This is a genomic window from Pantoea sp. LMR881 (genome assembly GCF_027157825.1).
GTDB lineage: Bacteria > Pseudomonadota > Gammaproteobacteria > Enterobacterales > Enterobacteriaceae > Pantoea > Pantoea haifensis.
Window position 1 is genome coordinate 2,037,910 of sequence record NZ_JAPVOK010000002.1, and the last position, 15,743, is coordinate 2,053,652.

Annotated in this window: 7 protein-coding genes, 2 tRNA genes, 3 rRNA genes and 2 pseudogenes; 2 read left to right on the top strand and 12 right to left on the bottom strand. The window is 52.7% G+C overall.

What is annotated here, in order from left to right; all coding sequences use genetic code 11:
* Positions 1 to 49 precede the first annotated feature (49 nt).
* The 8 genes and pseudogenes from aceA to O3W44_RS11420 all read right to left on the bottom strand — a co-directional run bounded on the left by aceA (position 50) and on the right by O3W44_RS11420 (position 9,684).
* Positions 50 to 1,350, bottom strand: a pseudogene (gene aceA / locus O3W44_RS11385) (isocitrate lyase).
* Positions 1,351 to 1,367: 17 nt separating this feature from the next.
* Positions 1,368 to 2,965 (bottom strand): annotated as a pseudogene (gene aceB, locus O3W44_RS11390) (malate synthase A).
* 266 nt (positions 2,966 to 3,231) lie between these two features.
* Positions 3,232 to 4,161: a homoserine O-acetyltransferase MetA gene (gene metA / locus O3W44_RS11395; protein WP_269293166.1), complete on the bottom strand. Its 930-nt coding sequence runs from the start codon at positions 4,159 to 4,161 to the stop codon at positions 3,232 to 3,234.
* 343 nt (positions 4,162 to 4,504) lie between these two features.
* Positions 4,505 to 4,620 (bottom strand): 5S ribosomal RNA (rrf, locus tag O3W44_RS11400).
* A gap of 85 nt (positions 4,621 to 4,705) precedes the next feature.
* Positions 4,706 to 7,605: ribosomal RNA gene (locus O3W44_RS11405) — 23S ribosomal RNA — on the bottom strand.
* Between the two features lie 205 nt (positions 7,606 to 7,810).
* Positions 7,811 to 7,886: transfer RNA gene (locus tag O3W44_RS11410), tRNA-Ala, on the bottom strand.
* Positions 7,887 to 7,991: 105 nt separating this feature from the next.
* A tRNA-Ile gene (locus O3W44_RS11415) sits at positions 7,992 to 8,068 on the bottom strand.
* A 74-nt stretch (positions 8,069 to 8,142) separates the two neighbouring features.
* Positions 8,143 to 9,684: ribosomal RNA gene (locus O3W44_RS11420) — 16S ribosomal RNA — on the bottom strand.
* Together the 16S, 23S and 5S rRNA genes with 2 tRNA genes alongside form the textbook arrangement of a ribosomal RNA operon.
* Positions 9,685 to 10,307: 623 nt before the next feature.
* On the opposite strand from O3W44_RS11420, the gene purH reads away from it, so the two are divergent.
* Both purH and purD read left to right on the top strand, forming a co-directional pair.
* The gene (gene purH / locus O3W44_RS11425) at positions 10,308 to 11,897 is read left to right on the top strand and encodes a bifunctional phosphoribosylaminoimidazolecarboxamide formyltransferase/IMP cyclohydrolase (RefSeq protein ID WP_269293167.1); all 1,590 of its coding nucleotides are present in this window, start codon (positions 10,308 to 10,310) and stop codon (positions 11,895 to 11,897) included.
* Between the two features lie 18 nt (positions 11,898 to 11,915).
* Positions 11,916 to 13,196 (top strand): phosphoribosylamine--glycine ligase, encoded by a 1,281-nt coding sequence (gene purD / locus O3W44_RS11430; protein WP_269293168.1) that lies wholly within the window; start codon positions 11,916 to 11,918, stop codon positions 13,194 to 13,196.
* A 31-nt stretch (positions 13,197 to 13,227) separates the two neighbouring features.
* Here purD and O3W44_RS11435 read toward each other — a convergent pair whose 3' ends face one another.
* The 4 genes from O3W44_RS11435 to nfi form a co-directional block, all read right to left on the bottom strand.
* Complete coding sequence (locus tag O3W44_RS11435) at positions 13,228 to 13,890, bottom strand: DUF1481 domain-containing protein (RefSeq protein ID WP_269294427.1); 663 nt, start codon at positions 13,888 to 13,890, stop codon at positions 13,228 to 13,230.
* 70 nt (positions 13,891 to 13,960) lie between these two features.
* Entirely contained in the window at positions 13,961 to 14,233 is a 273-nt protein-coding gene (gene hupA / locus O3W44_RS11440) for a nucleoid-associated protein HU-alpha (protein WP_154754579.1), read from the bottom strand.
* A 188-nt stretch (positions 14,234 to 14,421) separates the two neighbouring features.
* Positions 14,422 to 15,012, bottom strand: coding sequence for a YjaG family protein (locus O3W44_RS11445; protein WP_269293169.1), 591 nt, complete (start codon positions 15,010 to 15,012; stop codon positions 14,422 to 14,424).
* 62 nt (positions 15,013 to 15,074) lie between these two features.
* Positions 15,075 to 15,743: a deoxyribonuclease V gene (nfi, locus tag O3W44_RS11450; RefSeq protein ID WP_269293170.1), complete on the bottom strand. Its 669-nt coding sequence runs from the start codon at positions 15,741 to 15,743 to the stop codon at positions 15,075 to 15,077.

Here is a 15,743-nt window from a genome sequence, read left to right on the forward strand (position 1 = left end):
TGCTCTCCGAAAAGTCCCGCCTGCAAAAGGCCAGGCGGGAGACGCAGCGTTAAAACTGATGCTCCTCAGTCGAACCGGTCAGCGCCGTGACGGATGACTGACCGCCCTGAATTACCGTCGTCACCCGATCGAAATAGCCAGTGCCGACTTCTTGCTGGTGCGAAGAGAAGCTGTAGCCGCGTTCACGCGCAGCAAATTCGGGCTGCTGCACTTTCTCGACGTAGTGGCGCATTCCTTCACCCTGCGCGTATGCCTGGGCCAGATCAAACATGTTGAACCACATACTGTGAATGCCCGCCAGCGTGATGAACTGAAAGCGATAGCCCATTTCACTGAGTGCCTGCTGGAAGCGAGCAATGGTTTTATCATTGAGATTTTTCTTCCAGTTAAAGGAAGGTGAGCAGTTGTAAGCCAGCAGCTTGCCTGGAAACCGGGCATGTATCGCTTCAGCGAAACGTGCCGCCATCGTCAAATCAGGCGTGGAGGTTTCGCACCACAGCACATCAGCATAAGGCGCATAAGCCAGCCCCCGGCTGATGGCTTGTTCAATACCGGCATGGGTGCGGAAGAAACCTTCTGCGGTGCGATCGCCGCGAATAAACGGACGATCGTATTCATCACAGTCTGAGGTAATTAAATCTGCTGCATCGGCATCGGTCCGGGCCAGCAATATTGTCGGAACATGCATCACGTCGGCAGCCAGCCTTGCTGCGACCAGTTTTTGCACAGCTTCCTGAGTAGGAACCAGCACTTTACCGCCCATATGACCACATTTTTTCACGGCCGCCAGTTGGTCTTCGAAATGGACTGCCGAGGCACCTGCGCTAATCATCGATTTCATCAACTCAAAAGCGTTGAGTACGCCGCCAAAACCCGCTTCTGCATCAGCGACTATGGGTAAAAAATAGTCGATATAGCGACTGTCGCCTGGCTCAATACCCCCGCCCACTGAATCTGATCGGCACGCTGAAAGGTCTGATTAATGCGTGTCACCACTTCCGGCACTGAGTTCACCGGATAAAGCGACTGGTCGGGATACATCTGCCCGGCCAGGTTCGCATCTGCCGCCACTTGCCAGCCGGAAAGGTAAATCGCTTCAATGCCGGCTTTAGCCTGTTGTAGCGCCTGACCGCCGGTTAAGGCGCCAAGGCTATTGATGTAGCCTTTCTTCGCTTCGCCGTTGAGCAGTGACCACAATTTTTCAGCGCCACGCTCTGCCAGCGTGCAGACCGGGTTCACCGACCCGCGCAGATTAACTACATCTGCGGCACTGTAAGGACGAGTAATACCTTTCCAGCGCGCATCCTGCCACTGTTGTTCAATCTGTTGGATTTGTTGGGTACGCATCATGGCAACGGCTCCTTCAGTCAAGGGATCAGGCGGTAGCCTGGCAGGGTGAGAAATGAAACCAGCTGTTTTTCGAGAGTAATTTCCGTCATTAAGCGGGCCGCTTCACCATAACGATCCGCACTAAAACGCGCCTCGCCAGATGAAGTTTGAAGTCGGTGCAATTCCTCGCTTAACAGCTGTTGAAACAGCTCGGCGGTTACCACTCTTCCGTCAACCAGCCGTTGCTGATGACGTATCCATTGCCAGATTGAGGTACGTGCGATTTCCGCGGTGGCGGCATCCTCCATCAGGCCATCAATCGGTACGCAGCCGTTGCCACTGATCCAGGCTGTAAGGTATTGCAGCGCAACACGGATATTGGCGCGCATACCCGCTTCAGTGCGCTGGCCTTCGCAGGGCGACAGTAAGTGTTCGGCTGTTATGGGCGCATCATCTTCGCGTAATACGTGTAGCTGGTTTGGTTGATCGCCCAGCGCCTGGTTGAACACTGCCATTGCCGTATCCGCCAGGCCTGGATGCGCAATCCATGTTCCGTCATGTCCGTTTTGTGCTTCTCGCTGCTTATCTTCGGTGACCCGCTGTAGCACCCATTCATTGCGTGCCGCGTCCTTATCCGGGATCAGTGCTGACATGCCCCCATGGCTAACGCGCCACGCTTATGACAGGTTTTAATCAGTAAGCGTGAATAAGCATCGAGGAACGGCTGCGCCATGCTGACTGACTGGCGATCCGGCAAAATGCGATCATCATGTTGCCGCAGTGTTTTGATGTAGCTGAAGATGTAATCCCAGCGTCCGCAGTTCAGACCCACAATGTGATCGCGCAGATTCCACAGGATCTCATCCATCTGAAATACAGCCGGTAAGGTTTCTATCAAGACGGTAGCTTTGATGGTGCCACGCGGCAGATCAAAGCGATCTTCAGTGAAGCGAAAGATCTCACGCCACCAGGCAATTTCCTGCCAGCTTTCTGTTTTTGGCAAATAAAAATAGGGGCCACTCTTTTTCGCTAACAGAGCTTCAGCGTTATGAAAAAAGTAGAGCGCGAAATCAAATAGCCCAGCCGGAATGGCTTTACCCTGCCAGGTAACATGCTTTTCAGAGAGATGCAGGCCACGTACCCGGCACATCAGCACCGCAGGATCGGCTCGTAGCTGATAAATCTTGCCCTTCTCACTGGTATAACTCAGCGTGCCTTTCACCGCTTCGCGCAATGCCTGCTGCCCTTCGAGCAGCTTATGCCACTCTGGCGAGAGTGAATCCTCAAAATCGGCCATGAAAACTTTTACGTTGGCATTTAATGCATTGATGATCATTTTACGTTCTGGCGGACCGGTGATTTCCACCCGCCGATCTGATAAATCCTGCGGTATGCTAAGGATCTTCCAGTTACTTTCCCTAATGGAAGCTGTTTCCATATTGAAACCTGGAAGCTGCCCATTGTCATAATCTTGCTGACGTACCAGGCGCGCTTGCAGTAAATCCTCACGTTGTGGCGCGAAGCGCATAATCAAATCTTGCAAAAAAATGATCGTTTCTGGTGTAAGCAGCTGTTTATCAATGGCTTCAAGGGGTTGCGTGAAATGAAGAGCATTGCTGATAACCGAGTCAGTCATAGTGGCATACTCCTGTTACTTGGCGAAACGAAAGCCGGGATCTGCAAGCAGGCTAATTTTTTAACCTACAGGATCAAAGCATATGCAAATAATTTTCAAAATCAAAAACTATTTCCATTTTCAATTGAATAGCAATGTAATGGCTTGTTTTCAGGAGGTTTAAATTTAGAGAAAGGGTGGAATAAATTTCAGAAAATGAATTTCAGGCATAAAAAAACCGTGGCAGCGCACAGCGGCCACGGTTATGAAGAGCAGGAACTGACCGTTTAATCTAACGTTGGATTCATATGACGCAAATCGAATGGCGTGATCTGATAGACGTAATAGTTGAGCCAGTTTGAAAACAACAGGTTGCCATGACTGCGCCAGGTGGCACGGGGCGGCAACTCAGGATTATCATGCGGAAAATAATTATACGGAATATCAGGATTTAGCCCCGCTTCGTAATCACGGTGATACTCACCCGATAGCGTCAGCGCATCATATTCCGGATGACCTGTAACAAACGCCAGACGCTTATCTTTACTCGCCATCAAATAAGCGCCTGTTTGTTCCGATTCAGCAAACAGCTCCAAATCAGTGTAATCAGTAATCAGCTGCGTAGGAAAATCTGCATAACGTGAGTGCGGTGCGAGGAAATTATCATCAAAACCTCGCGTCAACAGTGAATGAGGATGGCAAATTTGATGCTCAAACACGCCTGACAGTTTGTTCTGCCGCGTTTGCTTTGGAATGCCATAAAGAATATTAAGCGCAGCCTGAACCGCCCAACAGACAAACAGGGTCGATGTGACATGCTCTTTTGCCCAATGCAGTACACGCTGAATCTGAGGCCAGTAAGCCACATCATTAAAATCGACCAGGCCGAGAGGTGCGCCTGTAACGATTAAGCCGTCAAAGTTATCGTGCTCAATATCATCAAAGTTACAGTAGAAGTTATTGAGATGCTCCGTTGGCGTATTGCGAGATTCGCGGCTGTCGATACGCAATAACTGGATATCGATTTGCAGCGGCGAGTTGGAAAGCAAACGCAGGAACTGATTTTCTGTCTCAATCTTCTTTGGCATCAAATTGAGTACCAATACTTTAAGCGGACGGATCTCCTGAACACTGGCGCGTGACGACGTCATGACAAAAACATTTTCGTTACGTAAAAAATTCACTGCCGGTAATTCGTCGGGAACCCTGATTGGCATAGCCTGCTTACCTCTTACAACCATATAAACGTTTAGACATCCAGATGCCCAACATTAGCCTGGTACATTGCACTTGTCGATGTTTTCATGCAGTGAATGAAAATGTTTCAGCTTTATTTGGGATAAGATTTTTGCTTCTACGTGTAATAGCAAAGCTGAGCGGCAAACGGGTTGGAGTAAATTTGGGCGTAGTTGCCATGAAATGACTGAAACGATCCGGCTATGCGTGATCCTAATAGAGATCCAGAGCAGGATTGATAATCTGTCCGCCGTCTGGAACGGGATCACTTTTCTGCAGACGTAAAAAAGCCCCCTGCAGACGCAGGGGCCTTTTCTGTTGGATGCCTGGCAGTTCCCTACTCTCGCATGGGGAGACCCCACACTACCATCGGCGCTACGGCGTTTCACTTCTGAGTTCGGCATGGGGTCAGGTGGGACCACCGCGCTAGTGCCGCCAGGCAAATTCTGTCTCCGCGCCGCCCGCAGGCCGCGCAGAATTATCCGTCACAAGCTGAATCTCTCTCAAAAACGCCTCTGGCGTTGTAAGGTTAAGCCTCACGGGTCATTAGTACCGGTTAGCTCAACGCATCGCTGCGCTTACACACCCGGCCTATCAACGTCGTCGTCTTCAACGTCCCTTCAGGACCCTCGAGGGGTCAGGGAAAACTCATCTCGGGGCAAGTTTCGTGCTTAGATGCTTTCAGCACTTATCTCTTCCGCACTTAGCTACCGGGCAGTGCCATTGGCATGACAACCCGAACACCAGCGGTGCGTTCACTCCGGTCCTCTCGTACTAGGAGCAACCCCCCTCAGTTTTCCAGCGCCCACGGCAGATAGGGACCGAACTGTCTCACGACGTTCTAAACCCAGCTCGCGTACCACTTTAAACGGCGAACAGCCGTACCCTTGGGACCTACTTCAGCCCCAGGATGTGATGAGCCGACATCGAGGTGCCAAACACCGCCGTCGATATGAACTCTTGGGCGGTATCAGCCTGTTATCCCCGGAGTACCTTTTATCCGTTGAGCGATGGCCCTTCCATTCAGAACCACCGGATCACTATGACCTGCTTTCGCACCTGCTCGCGCCGTCACGCTCGCAGTCAAGCCAGCTTATGCCATTGCACTAACCTCACGATGTCCGACCGTGATTAGCTGACCTTCGTGCTCCTCCGTTACGCTTTGGGAGGAGACCGCCCCAGTCAAACTACCCACCAGACACTGTCCGCAGCCCGGATCACGGGCCCACGTTAGAACATCAAACGTTAAAGGGTGGTATTTCAAGGTTGGCTCCACGCGGACTGGCGTCCGCGCTTCAAAGCCTCCCACCTATCCTACACATCAAGGCTCAATGTTCAGTGTCAAGCTGTAGTAAAGGTTCACGGGGTCTTTCCGTCTTGCCGCGGGTACACTGCATCTTCACAGCGAGTTCAATTTCACTGAGTCTCGGGTGGAGACAGCCTGGCCATCATTACGCCATTCGTGCAGGTCGGAACTTACCCGACAAGGAATTTCGCTACCTTAGGACCGTTATAGTTACGGCCGCCGTTTACCGGGGCTTCGATCAAGAGCTTCTCTTACGATAACCCCATCAATTAACCTTCCGGCACCGGGCAGGCGTCACACCGTATACGTCCACTTTCGTGTTTGCACAGTGCTGTGTTTTTAATAAACAGTTGCAGCCAGCTGGTATCTTCGACTGGCTTCGGCTCCGGGAGCAAGTCCCTTCACCTACGCGCCAGCGTGCCTTCTCCCGAAGTTACGGCACCATTTTGCCTAGTTCCTTCACCCGAGTTCTCTCAAGCGCCTTGGTATTCTCTACCTGACCACCTGTGTCGGTTTGGGGTACGATTTCGTGTTACCTGATGCTTAGAGGCTTTTCCCGGAAGCAGGGTATCAGTCACTTCAGCTCCGTGGAGCCTCGTCGTCACGCCTCAGCCTTGATTATCCGGATTTGCCTGGATAACCAGCCTACACGCTTAAACCGGGACGACCGTCGCCCGGCTGACCTAACCTTCTCCGTCCCCCCTTCGCAGTAACACCAAGTACAGGAATATTAACCTGTTTCCCATCGACTACGCCTTTCGGCCTCGCCTTAGGGGTCGACTCACCCTGCCCCGATTAACGTTGGACAGGAACCCTTGGTCTTCCGGCGAGCGGGCTTTTCACCCGCTTTATCGTTACTTATGTCAGCATTCGCACTTCTGATACCTCCAGCGGCCCTCACGGACCACCTTCTGCGGCTTACAGAACGCTCCCCTACCCAGCAACGCTTAAGCGTCGCTGCCGCAGCTTCGGTGCATGGTTTAGCCCCGTTACATCTTCCGCGCAGGCCGACTCGACCAGTGAGCTATTACGCTTTCTTTAAATGATGGCTGCTTCTAAGCCAACATCCTGGCTGTCTGTGCCTTCCCACATCGTTTCCCACTTAACCATGACTTCGGGACCTTAGCTGGCGGTCTGGGTTGTTTCCCTCTTCACGACGGACGTTAGCACCCGCCGTGTGTCTCCCGTGATAACATTCTCCGGTATTCGCAGTTTGCATCGGGTTGGTAAGCCGGGATGGCCCCCTAGCCGAAACAGTGCTCTACCCCCGGAGATGAGTTCACGAGGCGCTACCTAAATAGCTTTCGGGGAGAACCAGCTATCTCCCGGTTTGATTGGCCTTTCACCCCCAGCCACAGGTCATCCGCTAATTTTTCAACATTAGTCGGTTCGGTCCTCCAGTTAGTGTTACCCAACCTTCAACCTGCCCATGGCTAGATCACCGGGTTTCGGGTCTATACCCTGCAACTTAACGCCCAGTTAAGACTCGGTTTCCCTGCGGCTCCCCTATACGGTTAACCTTGCTACAGAATATAAGTCGCTGACCCATTATACAAAAGGTACGCAGTCACACCACAAGGGTGCTCCCACTGCTTGTACGTACACGGTTTCAGGTTCTGTTTCACTCCCCTCGCCGGGGTTCTTTTCGCCTTTCCCTCACGGTACTGGTTCACTATCGGTCAGTCAGGAGTATTTAGCCTTGGAGGATGGTCCCCCGTGTTCAGACAGGATACCACGTGTCCCGCCTTACTCATCGAGCTCACAGCTCATGCACTTTTGTGTACGGGAGTGTCACCCTGTACCCTGCGCCTTTCCAGACGCTTCCACTAGTGCACAAGCTGATTCAGGCTCTGGGCTGCTCCCCGTTCGCTCGCCGCTACTGGGGGAATCTCGGTTGATTTCTTTTCCTCGGGGTACTTAGATGTTTCAGTTCCCCGGTTCGCCTTGCAGCACTATGTATTCATGCTGCAATGATGCACTGAGTGCACCGGGTTTCCCCATTCGGACATCGCCGGCTGTAGCGGTTCATATCACCTTACCGGCGCTTTACGCAGATTAGCACGTCCTTCATCGCCTCTGACTGCCAGGGCATCCACCGTGTACGCTTAGTCGCTTAACCTCACAACCCACAGGCGTTTTGCAACGCGTGCAGACTGCAAGCATTTGAGAGACTCGTCCGCATCGCTGTGCCATTCCCTGTTACGGAGAAATGGCGCGACGCGTCGTTTCAATTTTCAGCTTGTTCCGGATTGTTAAAGAGCAGTAAAACTTCGCAATGCACTCGAAAATGCATTCTGAAGTTTTGGGTATCAACCGCAGGTTGATGGTGGAGCTAAGCGGGATCGAACCGCTGACCTCCTGCGTGCAAGGCAGGCGCTCTCCCAGCTGAGCTATAGCCCCAAATAGGTAAAACCCGTGACCATGATTCTTCTGTAATCAGGACGTGGCGACGCCAGGCACGCTGAACTGTGCGTTCCGGGGTCACAACGAAGAGTACGCAAGAACTGGTAGGCCTGAGTGGACTTGAACCACCGACCTCACCCTTATCAGGGGTGCGCTCTAACCACCTGAGCTACAAGCCTGCCGGGGTTTTACTGCTTCTGTTACTTTCTATCAGACAATCTGTGTGAGCACTTCGCGGGAAGGTATCTTCAGGTAAGGAGGTGATCCAACCGCAGGTTCCCCTACGGTTACCTTGTTACGACTTCACCCCAGTCATGAATCACAAAGTGGTAAGCGCCCTCCCGGAGGTTAAGCTACCTACTTCTTTTGCAACCCACTCCCATGGTGTGACGGGCGGTGTGTACAAGGCCCGGGAACGTATTCACCGTGGCGTTCTGATCCACGATTACTAGCGATTCCGACTTCACGGAGTCGAGTTGCAGACTCCGATCCGGACTACGACGCACTTTATGAGGTCCGCTTGCTCTCGCGAGGTCGCTTCTCTTTGTATGCGCCATTGTAGCACGTGTGTAGCCCTACTCGTAAGGGCCATGATGACTTGACGTCATCCCCACCTTCCTCCGGTTTATCACCGGCAGTCTCCTTTGAGTTCCCGACCGAATCGCTGGCAACAAAGGATAAGGGTTGCGCTCGTTGCGGGACTTAACCCAACATTTCACAACACGAGCTGACGACAGCCATGCAGCACCTGTCTCACGGTTCCCGAAGGCACTCAGGCATCTCTGCCCGATCCCGTGGATGTCAAGAGTAGGTAAGGTTCTTCGCGTTGCATCGAATTAAACCACATGCTCCACCGCTTGTGCGGGCCCCCGTCAATTCATTTGAGTTTTAACCTTGCGGCCGTACTCCCCAGGCGGTCGACTTAACGCGTTAGCTCCGGAAGCCACGCCTCAAGGGCACAACCTCCAAGTCGACATCGTTTACGGCGTGGACTACCAGGGTATCTAATCCTGTTTGCTCCCCACGCTTTCGCACCTGAGCGTCAGTCTTCGTCCAGGGGGCCGCCTTCGCCACCGGTATTCCTCCAGATCTCTACGCATTTCACCGCTACACCTGGAATTCTACCCCCCTCTACGAGACTCAAGCCTGCCAGTTTCAAATGCAGTTCCCAGGTTAAGCCCGGGGATTTCACATCTGACTTAACAGACCGCCTGCGTGCGCTTTACGCCCAGTAATTCCGATTAACGCTTGCACCCTCCGTATTACCGCGGCTGCTGGCACGGAGTTAGCCGGTGCTTCTTCTGCGGGTAACGTCAATGACGAGGCGGTATTAAACCTCATCGCCTTCCTCCCCGCTGAAAGTACTTTACAACCCGAAGGCCTTCTTCATACACGCGGCATGGCTGCATCAGGCTTGCGCCCATTGTGCAATATTCCCCACTGCTGCCTCCCGTAGGAGTCTGGACCGTGTCTCAGTTCCAGTGTGGCTGGTCATCCTCTCAGACCAGCTAGGGATCGTCGCCTAGGTGGGCCGTTACCCCGCCTACTAGCTAATCCCATCTGGGTTCATCCGATGGTGTGAGGCCCGAAGGTCCCCCACTTTGGTCTTGCGACGTTATGCGGTATTAGCCACCGTTTCCAGTGGTTATCCCCCTCCATCGGGCAGATCCCCAGACATTACTCACCCGTCCGCCACTCGTCACCCAAGAGCAAGCTCTCTGTGCTACCGTCCGACTTGCATGTGTTAGGCCTGCCGCCAGCGTTCAATCTGAGCCATGATCAAACTCTTCAATTTAAAGTTTGATTTGCTTCAACCCGTGAAGCGATGCTCTGTGAATTAAACTTCGTAATGAATTACGTGTTCACCCAGCAGAGACTTGATATTTTTTACGTCCGGAGACGCTGATATCAATCCTGCGAGTGCCCACACAGATTGTCTGATAAATTGTTAAAGAGCAGTGCGACCAGCGGGTTAACCGTCTGTCGCGAGGTGGCGTATATTACGCTAACCTCCTTCAGAGTCAACTTCTTTTTTCGAAGTTTTTCTCCGGCGGCTCAGTCTCCTGAACCTCCCGACCCGTCATTCCGTAAGCCGGTGTGCCGTGTCGATGGAGGCGCATTATAGGGAGTTGTTCGGCGCGTGCAACCACTAAATTCAATAAAAACAACCGTTCGCTGCATTCCACAGCAAAATGCGGCTTTATACGCAGTTACACACAAACTTATCCACATTATTCAGCATCACGAATTTAGACGAGCATCACGCAAACGTTTTCGCTACAATGCCCCGCGACGTAACGGACGCCCCTTTTCGGGGCGTTACCTGAAGTTTTCTTTCTTTCTTTATAAAAGAAGAGATCGCAAAGCTTGATGTAACGCTCTTATTTACGCGAAACAAAGCCAAGGGATAAAACCACCATGCAACATCGTCGTCCTGTACGCCGCGCTCTGCTTAGTGTTTCTGACAAAGCCGGTATCCTTGAATTTGCTCAGGCGCTCTCCAACCGCGGTGTCGAGTTACTCTCCACTGGCGGCACTGCTCGCCTGCTGGCAGATGCTGGCCTTCCTGTGACTGAAGTCTCTGACTACACCGGTTTCCCGGAAATGATGGATGGACGCGTCAAAACGCTGCACCCCAAAGTGCATGGCGGTATTCTGGGTCGTCGTGGTCAGGATGATGCCATCATGGCGCAGCATGCAATCAGCCCTATCGACATGGTGGTCGTCAATCTGTATCCCTTCGCACAAACCGTTGCGCGCGAAGGCTGCTCACTGGAAGATGCCGTCGAGAATATCGATATCGGCGGACCGACAATGGTGCGCTCAGCCGCTAAGAACCATAAAGATGTGGCGATTGTGGTGAAGAGCAGTGACTACGATGCCATTGTGGCTGAGCTGGATGCCAACGAAAACTCATTGACCCTGGAAACGCGTTTCGATTTGGCTATTAAAGCTTTCGAACATACAGCCGCTTACGACAGCATGATTGCCAACTATTTCGGTAGCCTGGTGCCGGCTTATCACGGTCAGAGCAAAGAACCGGCTGGCCGCTTCCCACGTACGCTGAATCTTAACTTCATTAAGAAGCAGGATATGCGTTACGGCGAGAATAGCCATCAGGATGCTGCTTTCTATATAGAAGAGAATGTCCAGGAAGCCTCTGTCGCTACTGCACAGCAGGTTCAGGGCAAGGCGCTCTCTTACAACAACATCGCTGATACTGATGCGGCACTGGAGTGCGTAAAAGAGTTCAGCGAACCTGCGTGTGTTATCGTCAAACACGCTAATCCATGCGGCGTGGCAGTCGGCGATTCTGTTCTTGCTGCCTATGAGCGCGCTTATCAAACCGATCCGACTTCTGCCTTTGGCGGCATTATTGCGTTTAACCGCGAGCTGGATGAAGCGACCGCGCAGGCAATTATCAGCCGTCAGTTTGTTGAAGTGATTATTGCCCCTTCCGCTACTGAGGCAGCATTAAAAATCACGGCCAGCAAACAGAACGTTCGCGTGCTGGTTTGCGGCCAGTGGCAGGATCGTGTGAAAGGCCTGGACTTCAAACGCGTAAATGGCGGTTTACTGGTTCAGGATCGCGATCTGGGGATGGTTGAAGCCAGCCAGTTACGTGTGGTCAGCAAGCGCCAGCCAACTGAGCAGGAATTGCGTGACGCCCTGTTCTGCTGGAAGGTAGCTAAATTCGTTAAGTCTAATGCCATTGTCTATGCGCGCGACAACATGACGATTGGCATTGGCGCAGGCCAGATGAGCCGCGTTTACTCGGCCAAAATTGCTGGCATCAAAGCCGGTGATGAAGGTCTGGAAGTAAAAGGTTCTGCAATGGCGTCTGATGCATTCTTCCCGTTCCGTGATGGCATCGACGCCGCTGCGGCTGTCGGCGTAAGCTGCGTGATTCAACCGGGTGGCTCTATCCGTGATGATGAAGTGATTGCCGCTGCGGACGAGCACGGTATCGCGATGATTTTCACTGATATGCGTCACTTCCGCCATTAATCGTCTGGAGAGTAGTTAATGAAAATTTTAGTCATCGGTAATGGTGGACGTGAACACGCGCTGGCATGGAAAGCGGCACAATCGCCGTTAGCTGAAACCGTTTTTGTTGCACCAGGCAACGCCGGCACGGCACTTGAGCCAACACTGCAAAATGTTGCCATTAGCCCGACTGATGTGCATGCCCTGCTGGAATTTGCCCAACGTGAAAACATCGACCTGACAATTGTCGGCCCGGAAGCGCCTTTAGTTATTGGTGTGGTGGATGCGTTTCGTGCGGCAGGTCTGAAAATTTTTGGCCCAACACAGGCTGCTGCTCAGTTGGAAGGTTCAAAGGCTTTTACCAAAGATTTTCTTGCCCGTCATAACATTCCCACAGCGGAATATCAGAACTTCACTGAAGTCGAGCCTGCATTAGCCTGGCTGCGTGAGAAAGGCGCGCCGATCGTTATTAAAGCGGATGGCCTGGCGGCAGGAAAAGGCGTGATTGTCGCCATGACGCTGCAAGAAGCAGAAGACGCAGTGAAAGATATGCTGGCTGGTAATGCCTTTGGTGATGCCGGTCACCGCATCGTGATTGAGGAGTTTCTTGCAGGAGAAGAAGCCAGCTTTATCGTTATGGTGGATGGCGAAAACGTCCTGCCGATGGCAACCAGCCAGGATCATAAACGCGTCGGCGATGGCGACACCGGTCCTAATACTGGCGGTATGGGAGCCTATTCTCCTGCGCCGGTGGTCACTGATGAGATCCACCAGCGCGTGATGGATCACGTCATTTGGCCAACCGTGCGTGGCATGGCCGCAGAAGGCAATGTATATACCGGTTTCCTTTATGCAGGTCTGATGATCGATCAAGCGGGCCAGCCAAAAGTGATCGAATTTAACTGCCGCTTCGGGGATCCTGAAACCCAACCTATTATGCTGCGCTTACAGTCAGATCTGGTCGATCTCTGCCTTGCGGCCTGTGAAGGCAAGTTGGATCAGAAAGATTCTCAGTGGGATCCACGTCCGTCGCTGGGTGTGGTATTGGCCGCGGGTGGCTATCCGGGCAGCTATAACAATGGCGACCAGATTCATGGCCTGCCGCTGGAAGAAGTTGCGGATGGCAAAGTGTTCCACGCCGGGACGCGTCTTGAAGAGGATGTGGTACTGACCAACGGCGGTCGCGTACTGTGCGTGACGGCGCTGGGCGAGGACGTTGCCGCTGCGCAGAAACGGGCTTATGAACTCGCCCAGCCTATTTCATGGCAGGGCAGCTTCTGCCGCCGCGATATCGGTTATCGCGCCATTAACCGCAAATAAGATACAGGGGCCAGCGCGCCCTTTTTTTTGACTAAAAATCGGCTTCTTTAGGCTGCTCTGCGCAGTCGTCCTGCTGGCTGACACGCAATAACTGGACTCCTTCTTCAGCTTCAAGCCATGAAACCATCAATGGCTCGCTGGTGCTACGCTGCTGCTGCGCTAACGACTGTAGCGCATTCATATCAAATGCGGGAGTGACGCGCTGTCCCTCACAGGTTTCAATAAGGTTTCCACCGAGCCAGTGGCCCTGTTTGAGAAATACCCGACCGCTTAATAGCGCATCGCTTACTTTACGCATGCGTTGCGCGTCAAACTTATACAGCTCGACTGCATCCGGGCTGACGGCTTCACGTCGTCCTGCAAGCTGCCGTTGCATGAAATTCAGACCACCCTCCTGGTCGAACCGTAGCGTGACATCATCCGGCTGCGCGCCACTGACTTTGCGTTGAACGCTAATCAGTGCGTCTTCCAGCCAGATGTAATCGGTGGTTTCAACCACATCGCCATTAAAGGGAGTAAAGAGAGTGCGGATATGAACAGCCTGATGGTCACTGTTCTTACGCCAGATGCGCACAGCGCCGCGATCGGCAAGATAACCACTGGCAGAAAAGGCCGGGACATCCGGAGTGGAACTGCATCCAAAGAGAAATAAAATAAGACTAAGGGCAGAAAGGCGCTGAAACAGCGAAATCATCATGGTTGGCCCCTTAAACAAAAGGGGCGAAAACGCCCCCTGTTTTAAAGCTTGACCGCAATGCGACGACTTACTTAACAGCGTCTTTCAGTGCCTTACCTGACACGAATGCTGGTACGTTAGCTGCAGCGATTTTGATCTCTTTGCCAGTCTGCGGGTTGCGACCGGTACGCTCAGCGCGGTGGTTCACTTTAAAAGTACCAAAACCAACCAGTTGTACAGCATCACCATCTTTCAGAGACTCAGTAATCGCAGCCAGAGTAGATTCCAGCGCCGCCTTAGCCTGGGTTTTAGACAGGTCAGCTTTATCCGCGATCACATCAATCAGTTGAGTCTTGTTCATAAGTTATCCTTAAAGTGTATTTATCGCTTGCTAAGCAACGAGTGCGAGGGAAAAGCCATATTCTGGCACTCTTCAGCCTGCACGCACCGATAGCCACAATTTTCAGCCCCCCAAATGTAGACCAGACAGGGGGCCGATGTGAAGCCTTCAGGCGCGGTAATTCAGGCCTGAAGTCACGTTTTCTCGCCTTATTGCTGAAATTTTATACCGATGTTACTGATTCCCGCTTCACGCAGGTCTGATCGAAGTCCTTTGATCAATTCAAGGTCTCGTTCTTCACAGTCCGCGAGTAGGCGAAAAATCTCCCATTGCAGGTCCCATTCGTCGATAATTGCTGAGTTTTCACGCAGTTCTTCATCGCTCATTTCACGGCCCGCCTGCGTCATTTCCAGCATGGCGACGGTGGTAATTGAACTCTCGCTGACTTCGATAGCATGCTCAAGCGTCTCACCGCTTAGCTGAGCGTGTAGCACCTCGCTCAGGGCCACACAAGCATCAATAGCGGGATAAACGCCGTAAACCTCAAAGGCATCGCCATCAGGGATTGCCGCTTCCAGCTTTTCAAGCTGGCTGTCAAAATTGATCTTCGCATCTTTGACCGTCAGGCTTTCCCAAATCAAATCGAGAATACGACGATACAAGGCGGGATCGGCAAACTGCGTCTGTTCGCAAAAAGCCCAGTAATTGGGATACATGCGTTCGCACAGGCAGGCCATAAAGGTCAGGTGCTGCCAACTTTCCAGCTTCGCCAGACGCAAATGAACGGGGTTTTGTAACATGACGGTGGCTCTTATTCGTTTCGCTGGCGGCAGTGTATCGCAAAAGTGCCGTTGAAACAGCGTTAAAGCGTGTTTTGCCAACGCTGAAACGCAGTACGGTTCGACGCAACGGCATCTGCCCAGCGTGTAGGTTCCGGTAAACGGTAGCCACGCGTGCAGTTTTCAACCCAGTGCAGCGCGCTGTCGAGGCTGACACGATGTCCGGTTGCGACAAATAATGGATTACAACGCTGCTTACTGCGCCATACCCAGCCAATCTGCTCGCCTTTGTCGATCAGAGGCTGGCGACTGCCAGGTTGCGCATCGACCTCTTCATAACGCCCGCACAAGCGACGTTTAGCCACACCTATGGTTGGCACGTCCACCAGCAAACCAAAGTGTGATGCGACGCCCAGGCGACGTGGATGCGAAATACCGTGACCGTCAACAAACAGCAGATCGGGCTTTTGTTCAAGCATCTGCCATGCAGCCATCAGCGCGGGATATTCGCGAAAAGAGAGAAAGCCAGGGATATAAGGCATGGTGGTGTCAATGCGCGCAATGCGGTGCTCCACCAGCCTGAGAGAAGGATATTCAAGAATGACCATGGCGGCACGCGTAACGGCGCCCTCTTGCTCGAAACCCACGTCTGCCCCACCGATAAAGCGCGGCGGCAGTACGTCGAAATCGTCATGCCGCACCACGTCAGCGGCACGCTGAAGCTGCTCAGCACGTAATGCAGCAATATCCAT

What these genes read in the sequence shown, in the direction of transcription:
- nfi (WP_269293170.1), bottom strand. Translation starts at nt 15,743, where the DNA reads ATGGATATTGCTGCATTACGTGCTGAGCAGCTTCAGCGTGCCGCTGAC.
- hupA (WP_154754579.1), bottom strand. Translation starts at nt 14,233, where the DNA reads ATGAACAAGACTCAACTGATTGATGTGATCGCGGATAAAGCTGACCTG.
- metA (WP_269293166.1), bottom strand. Translation starts at nt 4,161, where the DNA reads ATGCCAATCAGGGTTCCCGACGAATTACCGGCAGTGAATTTTTTACGT.
- O3W44_RS11435 (WP_269294427.1), bottom strand. Translation starts at nt 13,890, where the DNA reads ATGATTTCGCTGTTTCAGCGCCTTTCTGCCCTTAGTCTTATTTTATTT.
- purD (WP_269293168.1), top strand. Translation starts at nt 11,916, where the DNA reads ATGAAAATTTTAGTCATCGGTAATGGTGGACGTGAACACGCGCTGGCA.
- O3W44_RS11445 (WP_269293169.1), bottom strand. Translation starts at nt 15,012, where the DNA reads ATGTTACAAAACCCCGTTCATTTGCGTCTGGCGAAGCTGGAAAGTTGG.
- purH (WP_269293167.1), top strand. Translation starts at nt 10,308, where the DNA reads ATGCAACATCGTCGTCCTGTACGCCGCGCTCTGCTTAGTGTTTCTGAC.